The 17,814-nt window shown below is 61.2% G+C and carries 18 protein-coding genes; 10 read left to right on the top strand and 8 right to left on the bottom strand.

Annotated elements, in window-relative coordinates; all coding sequences use genetic code 11:
- Nucleotides 1-309: 309 nt before the first annotated feature.
- Nucleotides 310-885, bottom strand: coding sequence for a GcrA family cell cycle regulator (locus tag GS611_RS19580; RefSeq protein ID WP_152457300.1), 576 nt, complete (start codon nt 883-885; stop codon nt 310-312).
- 126 nt (nt 886-1,011) lie between these two features.
- On the opposite strand from GS611_RS19580, the gene GS611_RS19575 reads away from it, so the two are divergent.
- A complete protein-coding gene (locus GS611_RS19575) occupies nt 1,012-1,815 on the top strand; it encodes an ABC transporter permease (protein ID WP_171638216.1) in 804 nt (267 codons plus the stop codon).
- Between the two features lie 81 nt (nt 1,816-1,896).
- On the opposite strand, the gene GS611_RS19570 is transcribed toward GS611_RS19575, so the two are convergent.
- Nucleotides 1,897-2,781, bottom strand: coding sequence for a DMT family transporter (locus GS611_RS19570; RefSeq protein WP_171638227.1), 885 nt, complete (start codon nt 2,779-2,781; stop codon nt 1,897-1,899).
- A 273-nt stretch (nt 2,782-3,054) separates the two neighbouring features.
- On the opposite strand from GS611_RS19570, the gene GS611_RS19565 reads away from it, so the two are divergent.
- Nucleotides 3,055-4,242, top strand: a complete 1,188-nt coding sequence (locus tag GS611_RS19565) for an aspartate aminotransferase family protein (RefSeq protein ID WP_171638214.1) — start codon at nt 3,055-3,057, stop codon at nt 4,240-4,242.
- 76 nt (nt 4,243-4,318) lie between these two features.
- Entirely contained in the window at nt 4,319-5,245 is a 927-nt protein-coding gene (argF, locus tag GS611_RS19560) for an ornithine carbamoyltransferase (RefSeq protein ID WP_152457303.1), read from the top strand.
- Here argF and GS611_RS19555 read toward each other — a convergent pair.
- On the bottom strand, nt 5,242-5,838 hold the full coding sequence (locus tag GS611_RS19555) for a ferric reductase-like transmembrane domain-containing protein (protein ID WP_371732299.1): 597 nt from the start codon (nt 5,836-5,838) through the stop codon (nt 5,242-5,244). The genes argF and GS611_RS19555 overlap by 4 nt on opposite strands.
- A gap of 8 nt (nt 5,839-5,846) precedes the next feature.
- Entirely contained in the window at nt 5,847-6,335 is a 489-nt protein-coding gene (locus GS611_RS19550; RefSeq protein WP_171638210.1) for a twin-arginine translocation pathway signal, read from the bottom strand.
- A gap of 216 nt (nt 6,336-6,551) precedes the next feature.
- Here GS611_RS19550 and GS611_RS19545 point away from each other — a divergent pair, with 216 nt between their 5' ends.
- From GS611_RS19545 to GS611_RS19535, 3 genes are all read left to right on the top strand, one after another.
- Nucleotides 6,552-7,385: a phytanoyl-CoA dioxygenase family protein gene (locus GS611_RS19545; RefSeq protein ID WP_171638208.1), complete on the top strand. Its 834-nt coding sequence runs from the start codon at nt 6,552-6,554 to the stop codon at nt 7,383-7,385.
- A gap of 119 nt (nt 7,386-7,504) precedes the next feature.
- On the top strand, nt 7,505-8,467 hold the full coding sequence (locus GS611_RS19540; protein ID WP_171638206.1) for a pirin family protein: 963 nt from the start codon (nt 7,505-7,507) through the stop codon (nt 8,465-8,467).
- Nucleotides 8,468-8,546: 79 nt separating this feature from the next.
- Nucleotides 8,547-9,521 carry a 2-dehydropantoate 2-reductase gene (locus GS611_RS19535; protein ID WP_171638204.1) on the top strand — a complete coding sequence of 325 codons (975 nt, stop codon included), beginning with the start codon at nt 8,547-8,549 and terminating at the stop codon, nt 9,519-9,521.
- A gap of 9 nt (nt 9,522-9,530) precedes the next feature.
- Here the strand turns inward: GS611_RS19535 and GS611_RS19530 are convergent, their stop codons facing one another.
- From GS611_RS19530 to hrpB, 3 genes are all read right to left on the bottom strand, one after another.
- Nucleotides 9,531-11,006, bottom strand: a complete 1,476-nt coding sequence (locus GS611_RS19530) for an inorganic phosphate transporter (protein WP_171638202.1) — start codon at nt 11,004-11,006, stop codon at nt 9,531-9,533.
- An 89-nt stretch (nt 11,007-11,095) separates the two neighbouring features.
- Complete coding sequence (locus tag GS611_RS19525; RefSeq protein WP_170345048.1) at nt 11,096-11,554, bottom strand: NUDIX hydrolase; 459 nt, start codon at nt 11,552-11,554, stop codon at nt 11,096-11,098.
- 158 nt (nt 11,555-11,712) lie between these two features.
- A complete protein-coding gene (gene hrpB / locus GS611_RS19520) occupies nt 11,713-14,166 on the bottom strand; it encodes an ATP-dependent helicase HrpB (RefSeq protein WP_171638225.1) in 2,454 nt (817 codons plus the stop codon).
- A gap of 209 nt (nt 14,167-14,375) precedes the next feature.
- Between hrpB and meaB the strand changes: the two genes are divergently transcribed.
- The 4 genes from meaB to GS611_RS19500 all read left to right on the top strand — a co-directional run bounded on the left by meaB (nt 14,376) and on the right by GS611_RS19500 (nt 17,093).
- A complete protein-coding gene (meaB, locus tag GS611_RS19515; RefSeq protein ID WP_171232539.1) occupies nt 14,376-15,347 on the top strand; it encodes a methylmalonyl Co-A mutase-associated GTPase MeaB in 972 nt (323 codons plus the stop codon).
- Nucleotides 15,348-15,533: 186 nt separating this feature from the next.
- Nucleotides 15,534-15,821 (top strand): 50S ribosomal protein L28, encoded by a 288-nt coding sequence (gene rpmB, locus GS611_RS19510; protein ID WP_050603240.1) that lies wholly within the window; start codon nt 15,534-15,536, stop codon nt 15,819-15,821.
- Between the two features lie 407 nt (nt 15,822-16,228).
- Nucleotides 16,229-16,579, top strand: coding sequence for a hypothetical protein (locus GS611_RS19505; RefSeq protein WP_171638200.1), 351 nt, complete (start codon nt 16,229-16,231; stop codon nt 16,577-16,579).
- 40 nt (nt 16,580-16,619) lie between these two features.
- Nucleotides 16,620-17,093 (top strand): copper chaperone PCu(A)C, encoded by a 474-nt coding sequence (locus GS611_RS19500; protein WP_171638198.1) that lies wholly within the window; start codon nt 16,620-16,622, stop codon nt 17,091-17,093.
- A 92-nt stretch (nt 17,094-17,185) separates the two neighbouring features.
- Here the strand turns inward: GS611_RS19500 and GS611_RS19495 are convergent, their stop codons facing one another.
- Complete coding sequence (locus GS611_RS19495; RefSeq protein ID WP_171638196.1) at nt 17,186-17,794, bottom strand: HdeD family acid-resistance protein; 609 nt, start codon at nt 17,792-17,794, stop codon at nt 17,186-17,188.
- Nucleotides 17,795-17,814 lie beyond the last annotated feature (20 nt).

The raw sequence follows: 17,814 nt of genomic DNA, 5'->3' as shown, positions 1-17,814 counted from the left end.
AACTTCGAGACAATCTCTTCCGGCTTCGGTCGCTTGTTCACCATGTGGTTCCTCCATTTTCTTAACCATAACGGCGGACCACTTCAGAGGGGGAGGATCAGAAAGCGATGAGCCTACGGCAACTTTGTCCGCAAAGCTGACGCTCCGAACTAAAACACCCTCGCAGCATTCAGCGAGGGTGTTTTCTTTGTAAGAACCCGTTACGCCTTGCGTCGTTCTTGACTATGCAACGTCTCCGGTAGAGGCGTGGCGAAATGCCTGCGCCCTTTTCACGTTCCATAGACATGATTTAGGTTCTTGTGTTCGCAATTACCGCCGACGATCCCTGCGCGAGCTCATCGGCTGGAAGGCCACTCCCACATGCGCCTCGCAATAGGGTTTGCCCGCCTCAACCGGAAGGCCGCAGAACCAGAAATCCTCGGTCGCGGGGTCGCCCACGGGCCATTTGCATGTCTTCTCGGTCAATTCCATCAAAGTCAGCTTCTTGGCTTTCTTTTCAACCTCGTTGACCTTGGCCAGCGCCTCGGGGCTGATCTCATTGGCCGATGGCTGCGGTGGCAGCGGCTGACCGGCGGGGATGATCTGACGGCGGGCCGGAACGACCGGTTTCGCCTCGGCGGTCGGGGCCGGGGCCGGACGCGCCGGTTCGGTCTTGGGTGCAGGTTTGGGCTTGGCCTCGGCCTTGGGGGCGGGCGCCGGTTTTTCTTTCGGTTCCGCCTTGGCCGGGGATGCGCCTGCCGTCCGGTTCGACAGGCCCAGGCGGTGCACCTTGCCGATCACCGCATTGCGGGTCACGCCACCCAGTTCCTTGGCAATCTGGCTGGCCGACTGGCCTTCGCCCCACATCTTCTTCAGCAGTTCAACACGCTCGTCTGTCCAGGACATCGTTAGCCTTTCAAAAGCGGAAAGCGGCCCCGGATTCGGGCCGCCTTGGGAATTCGTCTCAGCCCCCTATTCTAAACACTGCTGCCCGAGTTACAAGCTGTCTTCGAATCAGCTTGAGGGCAAATCATGCAAAATCCCGCAGATCAGACCGCGCGTCGCTTCGGAGCAGTCAACTGGATGGGCCTGTACACGCTGGCGCAGCGCGAAACCCTGCGTTTTCTGGCCGTCTGGACGCAGACGGTTCTGGCACCTCTGGTTACGGCGGGGCTGTTCCTGTTGATCTTCACCATCGCCATCGGACCCAGCCGGCCCGATATCATGGGTGTGCCGTTTGTGATGTTTCTGGCACCGGGGATCATGATGATGACGGTGATCCAGAATGCCTTTGCCAATACCTCGTCCTCGATGGTGATCGCCAAGGTGCAGGGCAATATCGTCGATACTTTGATGCCGCCGCTGTCACCGCTCGAGATTCTGCTGGGTTACCTCGCGGGTGGTATTGCCCGAGGCGTGATGATCGCACTGGTGATCTCGATTGCGTTTTTGGTCTTGCTCTCCATTGCGCCTCAGCACCCCCTGATCGCGCTGACCTTTGTTGTTCTGGGTGGGGCATTCATGGGCGCGTTGGGCCTGTTTGCCGGTATCTTCGCCAACAAGTTCGACCAGATGGCAGCAATCACCAACTTTATCGTCACGCCGCTGGCCTTCCTGTCGGGCACGTTCTACTCGGTCGAGGCGCTGCCGCCCGTGCTGAACCGCCTGACCCACCTGAACCCGGTGTTCTATCTGATAGATGGTTTGCGCTACGGAATGATCGGAGTATCCGACAGCTCTCCGTGGCTGGGAATGGCGGTTTGTACGTTTGCAACACTCGTGATCGGAACCATCACCTGGCTGATGCTGCGCACCGGATATCGCCTCAAGGCTTAGGCTGGCCCAGCCATCGCGACCGGTTGCAAGGGCCGGGGCCGGGATGCAGGCGCACCCGTTTCCGCCGTGCAGGGCAGGCTCTCAGACGCGGCGCCGCACCGCTTCTCGCCAGACCAGGATCAGCCCACCGGCCAGAATGGTCGCAGACCCGATCAGACTGATCCAGTCGGGGATTACATCAAAGACCGCCAAGTCGTAAAGGGCGGCAAAGATCAGCGTGGCATAGCTGATCGGGGCCACAAAGGATGCATCCGCCCGCGCCATGCCGTTGACGAAACAGGCCTGCGCACAGGCCATCAGAACGCCGATCCCCACCAATGCCGCCCACTGCTGCGGGGTCGGCATCTGAAAGACGAAGCTGACGGCCAAAGTGGCGATCAGCAAACCCATCGCGTTATTGAACAGCAGGATCTGCATCGGTGGCTCGCGCCCGGACAGTTTTTTGATGAAAATCAGCTCCATCCCGATCAGCGCAGCCGCCGCCAGCGCCAGAAGCGCGGCAGGCTGAAAGCTGGCGGGGGTCGGGCGCAGCAGGATCAACGCGCCCGTCAAGGCGACAGCCGCCGCCAGCCAGCGCCAAGGACCAACCCGCTCGTGCAGCAGAGGAATGGCCAGCACCATACCAAAGACAGGGTTCAGAAAGGATATGGCCGTCGCATCCGCCATCGGAATGAAGGCAACCGACGCGAACATCAATGTCACCCCCGCCCAGCCAAAACTGGTCCGCCCGACGTGAAGCCCCCAATGGGGCCGCACCAACCGGGGCCGCAAAGCTGCAACCGCCAGCACGATCGCCAGCAGGGCAAACAGAAACCGCCCGTGACTGATCTGCATGGCGTGCAAGGACGGGCCCAACGCATCCGTCCCGAGCGCCTTGGCCAGCAGCGTCGTCGCGGCGATAAAGGCGGTGGCGACAAAAATCAGCGCAGCGGCAAGCGGTGGATTGTGGTGCTTGGGTTGGAACATGGCCAAGCGGTGCGCCGTTGCACAGGCTTTGGCAAGGGCAAAATTCGATCCCTGCAAAATACTGGCTTCCCAACCTGTGCAAGCATCGCTATACGGTCGGCCATGATCAAACATGTGCATATCCAACTGCTACGACGCCGACGCATCTTTGCGTAACCGGCCTGTTTGATCTCGTGTGCCCGACAAATCGGCACAGACCTCACCAAAATTGTTGACGAACAGGGCCTTCGTGTATCACTCACGAGGCTCATACTACCTGAAAAGGATGATCCCATGATCCCGTCCGTTCTGCCGACCTATAACCGTGCGCCCCTGACCTTCGTGAAGGGCGAAGGCGCCTGGCTGACCGAGGCGGATGGCCGACGTTTCCTGGACCTCGGCGCAGGGATCGCCGTGAACGCACTGGGCCATGCCCATCCGGCATTGGTGGCCGCGCTGACTGACCAGGCCCATGCGCTGTGGCATGTCTCGAACCTGTACAACATTCCTCAGCAACAGGCGTTGGCAGACAAGCTGGTGGAAAACAGTTTTGCCGATACGGTTTTCTTCACGAACTCCGGCACGGAATCCTGCGAACTGGCCGTAAAAATGGCCCGCAAGTATTTCCATGACAAAGCTCAGCCCGAGCGGGTCGAGATCATCACTTTCGACGGTTCGTTCCACGGCCGGTCGTCAGCCGGCATCGCCGCTGCCGGGTCCGAGAAAATGACCAAGGGCTTCGGCCCTCTGCTGCCGGGTTTCGTGCATGTGGCCTTCGGAGACCTCGACGGCGTGACCGACGCCATCACCGACAAGACCGCCGCGATCCTGATCGAGCCCATCCAGGGCGAGGGCGGCATCCGCCCGGTCCCCGACGCCGAACTCAAGGCGCTGCGCCAGATCTGCGACGACAACGGGCTGCTGCTGATCCTTGATGAAGTCCAGTGCGGGGTCGGCCGGACAGGCAAGCTCTTTGCCCATGAATGGGCTGGGATCACCCCTGATATCATGATGGTCGCCAAGGGCATCGGCGGCGGCTTCCCTCTGGGCGCAGTCCTGGCCACCGAAGACGCGGCCAGCGGCATGACAGCAGGCACCCATGGTTCGACCTATGGCGGCAACCCGCTGGGCTGCGCCGTGGGCTGCGCGGTGATCGATCATGTGGCAACACCCGCCTTTTTGGAAAGCGTCAACCGCAAGGCGGGCCTGCTGCGCCAAAAGCTCGAAGCCCTGATCGCAGATCACCCCGACGTGTTCGAAGAGGTGCGCGGATCGGGCCTGATGCTCGGCCTCAAGTGCAAGCCTGCCAATATCGACGTGGTCAATGCAGGTTATGACAACCTCGTCATCACCGTTCCCGCCGCCGACAACGTGATCCGCCTTCTGCCGCCTCTCACCCTGACAGAGGACGATATCGCTCAGGCCACGATCCGCCTCGACAAGGCTGCCCGGCAGATCGAGACCCAGCTCCAAACCGCCTGATTTTCATCTTTTCCCAAATACTCCGGGGGTCCGGGGGCGGCGCCCCCGGCAACCGACAGCCAGGAAACGAACCGACATGAACCATTTTCTTGATATCCACAAAACCGATTCCACCGATCTGCGGGCCATGATCGATCAGGCGGGCGTGATGAAACAGGCGCGTTTGGGCCGCCCCAAGGCCGCCCCCGACGACGAACAACCGCTGAAAGATCGCATGGTGGCGCTGATCTTCGAAAAGCCTTCGACGCGGACGCGCGTGTCTTTCGATGTGGGCGTGCGCCAGATGGGCGGGCAGACCATGGTGCTGTCCGGCAAGGACATGCAGCTGGGTCACGGCGAAACCATCGCCGACACCGCCCGCGTGCTGTCGCGCTATGTCGACATGATCATGATCCGCACCTTTGATGAAACCATCCTGACCGAAATGGCCGAATACTCGGACGTTCCGGTGATCAACGGCCTGACCGACCGCACCCATCCCTGCCAGATCATGGCCGACGTTCTGACATTCGAGGAACATCGTGGCCCCATCGCGGGCAAAAAGGTGGTCTGGACCGGCGATGGCAACAATGTCTGCGCTTCCTTCCTGCACGCCGCCGGTCAATTCGGGTTCGATCTGACTTTCACTGGCCCCGCTCAGCTTGACCCGGAAGAAGAGTTCATGGGGTTTGCCCGCCAGAAAGGTTCGAAAATCGTGATCGAAAGGGATCCGCACAAAGCGGTGGAAGGCGCGGACCTCGTCGTCGCGGACACCTGGGTTTCGATGCATGATTCCCAGTCGGCCAAAGAGCGCCGCCACAACATGCTGCGTCCGTATCAGGTCAATGCTGAACTCATGTCGCATGCCAAACCGGATGCGCTGTTCATGCATTGCCTGCCGGCCCACCGCGAGGAAGAAGCGACCTCCGAGGTCATGGACGGCCCGAACTCGGTCATTTTTGATGAGGCCGAAAACCGTCTGCATGCACAAAAGGCGGTGATGCGCTGGTGCCTGGGCGTCTAAGGGCGTCGACGGATATCCCACACTTTCAATTTGGCGAGCGTGCTTGCGCTCGCCAAGAGGACCAGTGCGCAAAGCGCTGTTTTGGTTACGATCTCCATCGTGCCTTCGATCAGCATGGCGTGAACAAGGCTGCCGACAATCGTCACCCCGGCCAGTGCGGTGTGGCTCAGCCGCCAAAAACGAAAACGCAGGCGCAGACGTTTGCGGAAGACCCCTAACAGGGCCACCCCGAAAGCGGTCCACATGGCAATGACACCCCAGGCCGAGAACGGCGTTGGCGATGCGAACAACAATGCATCCACCACATCCGGCGGGCTGGTAAGCCACAACCCCGCGACATGGACAACAATCGCCAGCACAAGGGTCAGGCCGATCCAGCGGTGAATGTGGCGGCTCATCACTGCGGACAGGCCCGGAAGGTATCTTCCGGCCAGAAGCGGTTGCAGCAGCAGCAGGCCCAAGCTCAGAATTCCGGCAAACCCGGCGAGGATATAGGCTGGATCGCGCCAGGCAAGATACGGGCTGCCTGCCGCAGCGATCAGGGGAACGGCAAGGGCGGCGATCAGGGTCGCCCAAATGGCACCGGTTCGGATCACCGGGATCAGAGCGGTTGCAACACGAAATGCGCAGCCAGTGCCTTGTCTTTGGAACTGGACATCACAGGCCGCAGGAACACGGTTTCGAACGCGCCGCTGTCATAGGCCAGATGCCCGTGCGGTTGACCGAATGCAGGAACGATCTGCGGCATTTCCAGGCGGAATTCACCCTTTTCATCCGTCAAGGTCGCTCCATGGCTTTGCGGGTCACGCTCGTGCCCTTCTGTGGTATGGGCCCAGATCTGTATGCGCTGGCCGGGCAGGGGGGCGCCATCGCCCGCCCGTCGTACGGTGCCGGTCATCCAGAACCCGCCGCCACCGATCAGGTCCACGATTGGCGCGCCGGGGCGATAGTTGTTCGATCCGCCCCGCATCGAAGGCGTCGGCGCAATCCCGGCTGCGCGGGCAGGCACCCAAAGCCCCGCGGCCCCGGTTGCCAACACGGCAACACCTTGGGTGAACAGGGAACGGCGGGACATCAACGCATCTGTCATCGAGAAACCTCCAATACGCGATCCACTTTTGTCAGTCTGCGGCTTCCATCTGAAACATAGCATGTTTCGTTCAAAATCCGAGGCCGTGCGCGGTTGGATCCCCGCGTCCTCACGGTTCTGTGAGTGATTCCGGGTCGTCGAAACGAATCTCTTTGACCTCTGGCGGTGCCTGGTGCGATGCTCGGGGCCACCGAACCACATCGGGATGATTATTCCATGACGACAGCAGATATGGTCACACAGGAAGACATTGCCGCCTTCCAACGCGATGGTGCTGTTGTTCTGCGGTCGAAATTCTCATCCGACTGGTTGTCATTGCTGCGCGCAGGTATCGACGCCGACCTTGACACGCCGACGGATAATTTCACCCGTCATACCAAGGATCCGAACGCCCCGGGCTATTACGAAGACTACTGGGCCTGGAACAAAATCCCGCAATTCAACGAATTCGTTCACAAGTCGCCCTGCGCTCCGCTTGCCGCCGGGTTGCTGGGGGTGCCATCCATCAACCTTGTCATGGACAACTGGTTCCTGCGCGAGGCCGGCTCGACCTCGCGCCCGCCCTTCCATCAGGACCTGTCTTACTTCGACTTCGAAGGCGCGATGTGTGTCCTTTGGCTGCCGCTGGAACCCGTGACCAAGGAAAACGGCATCGCATTCGTGAAGGGTTCACACCTATGGGACAAGCTGTTCATGCGGGTGCGGTTTGTCGATGGACATCCCAGCTATGAGCCCACCGAAGTCGCCGGGCTGACCTATCATCCGCCACCCGATGTCAATGCCGACCCAGGCGCGTATGAGTTGCTGCAATGGGATCTGGAGCTTGGGGATTGTATCTTTTTCGACATGCGAACGCTGCATGGCGGGTTGTCCTCGACCACGCCGTCGGAAACGGTGCGGCGCTTCACCCTTCGCATGACGGCACCTGATGGTGTCATCCGGTATCGCGGCGACTGGGCCAAGGACGAGCGTGCGCAGTTCGAGGCGGCAGGCTATGGCGAGGGGGATCGGATTGACGGGCCGTTTTTCCCGCAACTCTGGCCGCGTTGATCGGAACGGCGCCGCACTCAATCTGTGCGATTGTGCACTTTATGGGCGGCTTCGCGTGGCTATTTCTTACCTGAGTGAACGCGGCTGGCCTGACCATCTGCAACGAAGGGAGAGCTTAAATGAGTTGGAACCCGACACACAATCCGGAGTGCATTTCGGAGAATCCGGCGCTGGACACATTAATCATCCCGCGTGCCCGTGACCTGGGAGGGTTCGAAGTGCGCCGCGCGCTGCCTTCGGTAAAACGACAGTTGGTAGGCCCTTTCATATTTTTCGATCAAATGGGGCCGGCTGAATTCATCACCGAAGGCGGCATCGACGTGCGCCCCCACCCCCATATCGGACTGGGCACGGTTACCTATCTGTACCAGGGCGAATTCGAGCACCGTGACAGCCTTGGCACACATCAGATGATCTATCCCGGCGAGGTCAACTGGATGGTTGCAGGGCGTGGTGTCACCCATTCCGAGCGCACCAGTGACGAAACACGCGGCAGGAAACACAGCCTGTTCGGCATTCAGACCTGGATTGCTTTGCCCGAAGCGCATGAGGATATGGCCCCAGATTTCGAACATCACAAACAGGCCGCGTTGCCGCATATTCAGGATGCAGGCGTCAGCGCCCGGTTGATCCTGGGTTCGGCTTATGGTGAAACCAGCCCGGTCACGATGCTGTCCGAAACCTTCTATCTCGACGTGCAATTGGAACCCGGCGCGTCTTTCCCTCTGCCTGACGACCACGAAGATCGCGGTGTCTATGTTACGCAAGGTTCGGTCGAAATCGCGGGCGACAGGTTTGACGAGGGCCGCATGATGGTGTTCCGGCCCGGGGACAAGCTGTCTGTCAAGGCCGGTGCATTGGGCGCACGGCTGATGCTGCTGGGCGGAGCGACCCTGAATGAAGACCGCTACATCTGGTGGAATTTCGTTTCGTCTTCGAAGGAAAAAATCGAAACCGCAACCCGTGAGTGGAAAAGCGCCGATTGGGCCAATGGTGCATTTCAACTGCCTCCGGGCGACGATCAGGAATTTATCCCTATTTCCAAAGAGCTTGAGCGCACCAAACCCCGGCTGGCCCGCTAGCGCGTGACGTCGGGGGCAAGCGGGCTTGTGTCACAGGACGTTTGCGGTGATCCTTTTCGGGTGTACCGGAGGGGGTATCATGAATCTTGTCCTTGCAGGCGCGGGCAGCATTGGCTGTTACTGTGGTGCTTTGCTGGCCCGTGCGGGCCACGCTGTAACCCTGCTGGGTCGCGCCCGTGTGCTGGACCCGATCCGAGAGCACGGGCTGAAGGTCACTGACTTTGATGGCCTTGACGTCACGATTCCGACCGGGGGCCTGACGCTCAGCGAAGATCCGGCCTGTCTGGATCAGGCCGAACTGGTCATCGTCACCGTCAAATCGGGTGCAACCGCAGACATGGCCGAGCAAATTGAGCGCTTTACGCGGCAGGATGCCCCGATCCTGTCCTGGCAAAACGGTATCGAAGCTGCCGCAACATTGCGTGAGGCCTTGCCGGGGCGCGATGTGCGTGCGGGTATGGTTCCGTTCAACGTGGTGCCAAACGGCCCTGCCACCTATCATCGGGCCACGTCCGGAGAGATCGTCATCCAAAGCGGCACCGGTGATCTGGCTGCGCAGCTGAGCAGCGCAGACCTTCCCGTAAAGTCCAGCGACCAGATCGAAGCCGTGCAATGGGGCAAGCTGGTGATCAACCTGAACAATGCGCTCAATGCCTTGTCGGGCCTCACGTTGGTGGATCAGCTGATGAACCGCGACTGGCGCAATCTCATGGCGGATCAGATGTCCGAGGCGCTGACCGTCCTCAAGGCGGCGGGTCATCCCGTGGCCTCGACCACACCGCTTCCGGCATGGATGACCCCGCATATTCTGCGGCTGCCGACACCGCTGTTCACCCGCATCGCGGCCCGGATGCTGACAATCGACCCCAGCGCGCGAACGTCCATGGCCTATGACCTCATGGCCGAGCGGCAAACGGAAATTGACAGCCTGCAAGGTCACATCATCCGGATGGGTCACGAAACCGGAGTGCCAACACCCATCTGCACGCAGGTGTCCGACCTGATCAAGCATGCACCCGATCACCCGTTGTCGCCGGAACAGATCAGGCTCTGACGGTCTCCCTCAGGCGAACGCGGTCAACACCCAGTAAATGACGGCCGACATGGTTGCGGCGGCGGGCACAGTGACTACCCACGCGGCCACGATGGTCATGAAATGCGACCGCCGTACCAGCTTGCGACGGCGGTATTCTTCCGGGGCAAGGTGATGTTCTGTGCGTTGACGCTTTCCCTGTTTGCGCCGGCGCTCGGAATCCCACTCTCGGTAGAAGCCGACGCCAAAGACTGCACCAACGGCGATATGGGTCGAACTGACGGGCAGGCCAAGCCAGCTGGCCAGAATTACGGTGATCGCCGCCGACAGGGCGACGCAAAAGGCGCGTATCGGGTTCAGCTTGGTGATCTGGCGGCCCACCATCCGGATCAGCCTGGGGCCGAACAGAAACAGACCGAAGGAAATCCCGAACGCTCCGATGATCATCACCCAAAGCGGGATTGGAACTTTCGCGGCGAACTCTCCGAACTCGACCGCGTGGACAATCGCAGCCAGCGGACCGACCGCATTGGCCACGTCATTAGCACCATGGGCAAAGCTCAGGAACGTGGCCGAGATCACAAGCGGCAGGCCGAACAGCGTCTTCAGCGACCGGGTTCGGTTCTCCATCCCTTCGGATCTGCGCTTGACCCACGGGACGGTCACGGACCAGGTCAGCAGCCCTACGCCCAACCCGATCAACAGGGCCATTTCCGGATCGATATGCACGATCCGTTGCAGGCCTTTGACGGACAGATAGGTGGCAAAGGCCCCAGCCATCACCGCCAAAAGGATTGGCACCCATTTGCGCGCGGCTGCAATCTTGTCGTCCTGATGCTGGATCTTTGACCTGATCAGCGCCAGAAAAGCCGCCGCAACCGCACCCCCGAGTATCGGCGAAATCACCCAGCTGGCTGCAATTGCGCTCATCGTGCCCCAGCTCACCGCGCTCAGGCCCGCTGCGGCAATGCCTGCACCCATGACCCCACCCACGACTGAATGCGTGGTGGACACAGGGGCGCCGATCCAGGTTGCCAGGTTGACCCACATGGCTGACGATATCAGCGCCGCCATCATGGCCCAGATGAACACCTCGCTGTTTTGCACCGAGGCCGGATCGATGATCTCCTTGGAGATGGTCGAGACCACATCACCCCCCGCAAGCAAAGCGCCTGCGCTTTCGGCAATGGCGGCAATCACGATGGCGCCGCCCATGGTAAGCACATTCGCGCCGACCGCGGGGCCCATGTTGTTGGCCACGTCATTGGCACCGACATTGATCGCCATATAGGCCCCGAACGCGGCCGCCGCGACCACGATATGGCTGCCATCCGCCCGACCGAACAGGACCACCGCCGTCAGCCCGGCCAGCGCCATGAAGGCCAGCGCGACCCCCGGTGCCAGCAGGTGGCGCGCGACATGGATGTTGGCGGTCTCGACCCGCGAAATTCGGTGCAGGTCGCTGTCCAACGTTTGCCAGCGTGGTTTCGGATTCGTGTCAGACATGAACTTGGTCAAATGTTGAGGGATCGTGCGCCACTAACGGTATCCGGCTGCTCAGGCAAGCTGGGTGCCATCAAAATGTTGCGAATTCCTTACAGTTTGCGCAACAAGGCCTGAAGCTCGGGCTCCTGCACCAGCGTGGCCGCTTCAGCCGGCGAAAACCAGCTGCGCTCGCGCTGATCGGCCTCGGGAAAGTCATCGGCCAGCGCACGTACCGAAATCCTGTAGACATTGGTCAATACCGGTTGCGCTGATCCGTCTTTGAGGATCTTGTCGTAAGTGAACTGACCGATGGGTTCATCGTGAACCGCATCCGCGCGTACCCCGGCCTCTTCCCAGGCCTCCTGAAGGGCTGTTTCCGCGCCACTCAAACCATCGATGGGCCAGCCTTTCGGGATGATCCAGCGTTTGGTGTCACGGCTGGTGATCAGAAGGACCTGGTCCTGCCCGTCATGAACGCGGGTGCACAACGCCGCAAACTGCACCCGTCGGGGACGCAGGAACAGCGGTCGTCCGACCTCTTCCCAGATTTTTTGCAGCCATGCATTCATCAGTTTTTTTGTCTGTCTACTCTATGCCTTCAAAGCCGACATGAATTAACACCGGAAATGGTGGGTTTCAAATAGACCTTCCAATTCTGGCCGGTTTTTGAGGGTTTGCCGGGTTGTTTTGTGCATTTTTGGGCAAAGCTCGGGTTTTTCTGACGGCTCTATTCCCGTCTGCGCTTCGCCCTCAGCGTGGGATCAGCCCGGGTCGGGTCTTCGGGCCAGGGATGTTTGGGGTATTGGGCCCTCATGTCCTTGCGCACATCCGCGTAAGAGCCAGCCCAGAAACCGGGCAGGTCGCGCGTTATCTGGATTGGGCGCTGCGCCGGTGACAGCAGGGTGATCTTCAAAGGCTGGCCGCCGATTGCCGGGTGTCGGGTCACGCCAAAAACCTCCTGCAATCGGACCGAGATTTCAGGCACGGCAGCGCTGTAATCAATTGGCACCTTGCGCCCCAAGGGCGTTTCAAATGACCCCGGAGCGCGCCGGTCCAGGTCCTGCATCTGTGCCCAGTCCAACCGCGCGCGCAGGGCGGGCAAAAGGTCGAATTTCTTCCAGTCTTCGGCGCTTTTGACCCCTGACAGCATGGGCAGCAACCAGTCGTCCATCTCGGCCATCAGGCCCTCGACAGAGAAATCGGGCAAATCAACGCCATCGGCACGCACCAGTTCGACACGGGCGGCCAGGCGCGCGGCGGCACCCTCCAGCCGCAAGCCCAGATCGCGGATCCCGTCCAGCATCGCGCGCGCCACGGCGTCGTCTGGAACGTCCTTCCAGATGCGGTCATCCAGCGTGATCGCGCCGAACCGCTCTTGCCGTCGCGACACGACCCGCCGCTCGCGTTTGGACCAGGCGCACGTCTCGACCCAATTGATCTGATCCGCGAACAGATCGCGGATGTCGCGTTCCAAAATCTGCGTGGCCATCCGGACCTTCGCCTCGCGCGGGTTGCCATCCGTGTCGATGACGACCAGAAACGGAGCGTTGGCCAGTGGATCCGCACTGTCCAGAACAACGCCTTTTCCCCCTGACAGCACATAGCGCGGCGCGTCACCCTTGCGCCGCTGTCCGATGCGGTCAGGATAGGCCAGCGCAGCCATGGCGGCGGGGCTCAGATCGGCCGAATCGCCCTTGGCCTGTTTCCGCAGCCGTCTGGTCTCGGCATTGATCCGATCCACGGCGCCCATGTTGACCTGCCAGACCCTGTTGCGCTGAAAGGCCCGGGGATCGCGCAGCGCCTCTTGCCGCAGGGTGATATCCACCGGAGCACCGCGAAGGGGGTCACGCTCTGTCATCAACGCCGCCAAGGGGGCCGCGTTCGGACCGGCCCGCACAAGCATATGCCCCAACCGGGGATGCAAGGGCAGCGCCGCAAGGGCGCGCCCATGATCGGTGATCCGTCCATTGGTGTCGAGTGCGCCCAGCATCGTCAGCAAAGCCCGCGCCTCGGCCATCGTCCCTTCGGGAGGTGGAGTCAGGAAGGCAAGATCGGCCGGGTCGGCGCCCCACAGTGACAGCTCCAGCGCCAGCCCGGTCAGGTCAGCCGCTTCGATCTCGGCAGGCGGGTAGGCCGCCAGCGCACCGTCTTCCCCCTTTGACCAGAGCCGGTAACACACCCCTTCGGCCACACGTCCGGCCCGGCCCGCGCGCTGTATGGCCTCGGCTCGGGTCACCCGTTCGGTCACCAGCCGGGACATGCCCGATCCCGGATCGAACCGAGCCCGCCGGGCCTGTCCCATATCCACCACGACCTCGATGTCGGGGATCGTCAGCGAGGTTTCGGCAATCGACGTCGCCAGCACGACTTTGCGCCCTTGTTCCACCGAGGCAATCGCGGCACGCTGGGCCGCAAAGGGCATGGCTCCGAATAACGGGCGCACCACGCAACTGTCGGGCAACCGACCGTTCAAAAGGCTTTCAGCGCGTCGGATTTCACCCTCTCCCGGCAGGAAAACCAGAATTCCGCCGCCGGACTTCCGGGTCTCACGCTCGGCCTGCACCACCAGATCGATCAACGCATCCAACCGTCGCGCTTGCGGCCCTAATGGCCGATCCAGCCAGCGCGTCTCAACCGGAAAGCTGCGCCCGTCCGATGTGACCAGAGGGGCCGCCATCAACGCACCGACGGGATCCGCATCCAGCGTGGCTGACATGGCCAGCAGGATCAGATCGTCCCGCAATGCGTCGGTCACTTCGAGGCACAAGGCCAGCCCCAGATCGGCGTTCAGAGACCGTTCGTGGAATTCATCGAAAATCACTGCGCCAATTCCCGGCAGATCCGGGTTGGATTGCAGCATCCGGGTCAGGATGCCTTCGGTCACCACCTCGATCCGGGTGTCTTTCGACACTTTCGCCTCGCCGCGCACACGGTATCCCACGGTCTGCCCTGGGCGCTCTCCCAGGGTCTCGGCCATCCGCTCGGCCGCGGCCCGGGCCGCCAGCCGCCGGGGCTCCAGCATCACGATCCTGCCTTCGCACAAACCCGCCTCGAGCATTGCCAGGGGAACCCGCGTGGTCTTGCCCGCCCCCGGTGGGGCCTGCAATACCGCGCGACCCTGCGCGCACAATCTGTGCAGCAGTTCGGGAATGGCGTCGTCGATGGGCAGGCGTATCGTCATCCGGTTCTTATCCGCGATCATGCTGGTGTCGTCCAGTTCTCGCGCCGCGCGCGTTCTGGTGACACCGGGGCGGCAGAAACAACCCTGAACGGCCAAGCAACGCACGAATTGACGCAGCTTTCGCTTTGATCGCATTTCCGGAGACCTGCGGTCTGGACAAACGCCCCCCGAGCGCGGCAACTATTCCTGCCTCTAGGATCGGGACAAGAATGCAGACAGACAGCCTCAGCGACAGGATTTTGAAGGGCGAGCGCCGGGCGCTGGCCCGCGCGATCACTCTGGTGGAAAGCAATCGCGCCGATCATCGTGCACAGGCCAGCGAGCTGTTGGCCCAGCTCGCAGGATCGGGGCGTCAGGCGCTCCGGATCGGTTTGTCGGGTACGCCCGGGGTGGGCAAGTCCACCTTCATTGAAAGCTTTGGCATGATGCTGACGGGGCAGGGGCTGCGTGTCGCGGTTCTGGCAGTCGATCCCAGCTCTGCCCGTTCGGGGGGCTCGATTCTGGGGGACAAAACCCGGATGGAACGCCTGAGCCGCGAGAAGAACGCCTTTATTCGCCCCTCCCCCAGCCAGAGCCATCTCGGCGGCGTTGCCCGACGGACCCGCGAGGCCATCGCCCTGTGCGAGGCCGCAGGCTATGACGTGGTGCTGATTGAAACCGTGGGCGTCGGGCAGTCTGAAACGGTGGTGTCCGAATTGTCGGACCTGTTCCTGTTGCTGTTAGCCCCGGCGGGTGGGGACGAATTGCAGGGTGTCAAACGTGGCATCATGGAGATGGCCGATATCATCCTGATCAACAAGGCGGATGGCGACCTTAAGGCCACGGCGACCCGGACATGCGCAGACTATGCCGGCGCGTTGCGATTGCTGCGCAAGCGCCCGCAGGATCCCGAAGGTTTCCCCAAGGCAATGACCGTTTCAGCGGTCGAAGAACAGGGGCTGGAGCAAGCCTGGGACGAGATGCAATCCCTGACCCGGTGGCGCCGCGACAACGGTATCTGGGAAGCCAACCGGGCCGCCCAGGCGCGATACTGGTTCGATCAGGAAGTCCGCCATGCCCTTCTGGCTCGGCTCGACACGCCGCAGGCCAAGGCTGAGATGGAACGCCTGAACGCTGAAGTCTCGGCCGGGCGTCTGAACCCGGCCCGCGCGGCCGAAGAACTGCTTGGCACACTGAGCTGACGGGGTGAAAGGGGGCAAGGTTTCGAAGGCGGGCGCAAAATGAAAGAATTCGTTCGGTCCGTCTTGACGCTTCCTGCGATTCCCACTACACGCATCCAACCAGTTTTCGGGCGCGACTTCGGGTTGTGCCCCTTGTGATTTGGCCGAGGGCTTTGTGCCCGGCCTCCAGAAACAAAGGAAGAAACCATGTCGCGCCGTTGCGAACTGACCGGAAAAGGCCCGATGACTGGCAACAATGTCAGCCATGCCAAAAACAGAACTCGTCGTCGTTTCCTGCCGAACCTGAATGACGTTACCCTGCAGTCCGAGACCCTGGGCCGCGGCGTCAAGCTGCGCATCTCGGCAGCCGCCCTGCGTTCGGTTGACCACCGCGGTGGTCTGGACGCATTCCTGGCCAAAGCCAAGGATGAAGAACTGTCGGCGAACGCGCTGAAAGTGAAGAAGGAAATCGCCAAGGCGCAAGCCACGGCCTAAGCCTTTTCGCTTACGGTATTTCAGGCCCTGCACCTCTGAGGTGCGGGGCTTTTTTGCTTTGAGACGCCCGCTGCTGCCTTGCTTTGTTTTCAAATTCGAAATTATTTCTCGCCATTGGTGAATTGCTTCACATACGGAAAGCCGAATCTGACCTATCGTCACTGTCATTCATCAGGCGGGGGCCTCACTATGACGTTAAAAAGTTTCTACCTTTTCCTGTTTCTGGCCGCGGTTTTTCGCAAAGCAATTTCGGCTTGTACGCGGATGCAGCGCAGGGTGAATCGTTCCCACACCAGCTTCAATACAAGCAAGGTGAAACGACCGGGAATTGATTACTGAAACCAGCTTCAAGCGCGACCCTTTGGCGCTTGAAGCCACTTTGCTGACTGACCTATACCCGGGTCAGGATGAGACCTGCCATAACACGATTCCTGCCTTATGCTCTGTCCCTGCTTTTGGTTCTGACCGGGCAGGGCCTTGCGGTGTCCCGCGGCATGGACAGGGCCGTGGGTCAGATGGTGTTGTGCACAGGCACGGGTCCGGTCGTTGTCTATATGGACGAAGACGGACAGCCCACCGCGCCACCGCATTACTGCCCGGATTACGCGCTGTCCCTGATGGGCGCGGTCGCCATTGCCCAGCCGCCCATGCCTATGGCACCAGAGCAGGCGCAGTTAGCGCCGCTGCGACATCTGGTCAATCAAATCGCCTTGCCGGTCCCCGGCACCCCGGCGCGCGCGCCGCCTGTACGTGTTTGAAGACACTACTTTTTCAAACCTACAATACAGGAGAGGCACGATGTCCCTCAAAACTACTCTGTTTGCAACCCTGGCCGCCGTGACCCTGGCCATGCCTGCTGTTGCCGAAGGCACTATCAAAGTTGATGACGCCTTTGCCCGGTCGTCGGGAAAGACCGCCAAGGCAGGTGCCGCGTTCATGATGATCCAGAATCTGGGCGATGCGGACGACCGTCTGGTCGACGTGACGTCGGATGCCGCTGCTCGGGTTGAACTGCACACGCACAAAGTCGACGACAATGGCGTGGCCAAGATGGTGCATGTCGAGGAAGGCTTTGCCATTCCGGCAGGCGAAACCCACATGCTGAAACGCGGCGGAGACCACGTGATGTTCATGGGGCTGACCGAACCGTTCGAGCAGGACGCCATGGTTCCGGTGACGCTGATCTTTGAAAAGGCTGGCGAGGTTGAGATCGAAATCCCGGTCGATCTGGAGCGTCAGGACATGGGTGGGCACGGATCTCATTCGAACTAGGGCAACGCCTGTCTTCGGGCCGCGCTGCGGCCGTCATCCATGCGTCAGGCCGGGCATTGCCCGGCCTGTTGTTCCTGCGGCCGCCGCTGGTGCTATTTGTTGACGTTTTTCATACCGACGCGGTCACCGGCCTGGCGGAATCGGGATGCCAGCCAGAACATGACCGCGGCGATGGCCAGTGCCGAAAAGGCGATGCCCCATCCCAGCGCAACAAGCGCGACCGCTGGCCAGATCATCAAAACAAGCCCGACCACAAGCGCGACAAAACCCGAGACGCGCATGGAGCCGCGTTGAGGGTCTCTCTCGTGCATTTGCCCGGATGCCGCCAGCGAACCGATCCCGATAATCAGCGCCCATGCGCCCATGAGGAAAAAGGCGAGTTTGACCGTCCCTTCCGGCCAGATCAGCAGGACAAGCCCGATCAGAAGCGCACCGATTGCAGCGCCGCCCATTACCCCGCGACGCCCAACGCCCAAAAGCGTCAGGCCACCATCGAGGATCAGCAGCACACCAACCAGCCGCAGCAGCAACGCGATGCTGCCAGACGGCCAGAACAGCGCTGCAATACCGACAAGCCCGGCCAATACTCCGCGCAGCAGAAAGGTCCACCACAGGCTGGAAAGCTGCTCTCCCAGCATGTCGCGCCCGGCCATGCTGCCTTCATCCAGAATTTCACCGGTCCGGGGGTCCTGATCCGTCATGTCTTGTCCTCCAGTCGTTT

Source organism: Ruegeria sp. HKCCD6119 (genome assembly GCF_013110585.1).
Taxonomy (GTDB): Bacteria; Pseudomonadota; Alphaproteobacteria; order Rhodobacterales; family Rhodobacteraceae; genus Ruegeria.
This window is presented reverse-complemented; position numbering and strand designations above follow the sequence as displayed.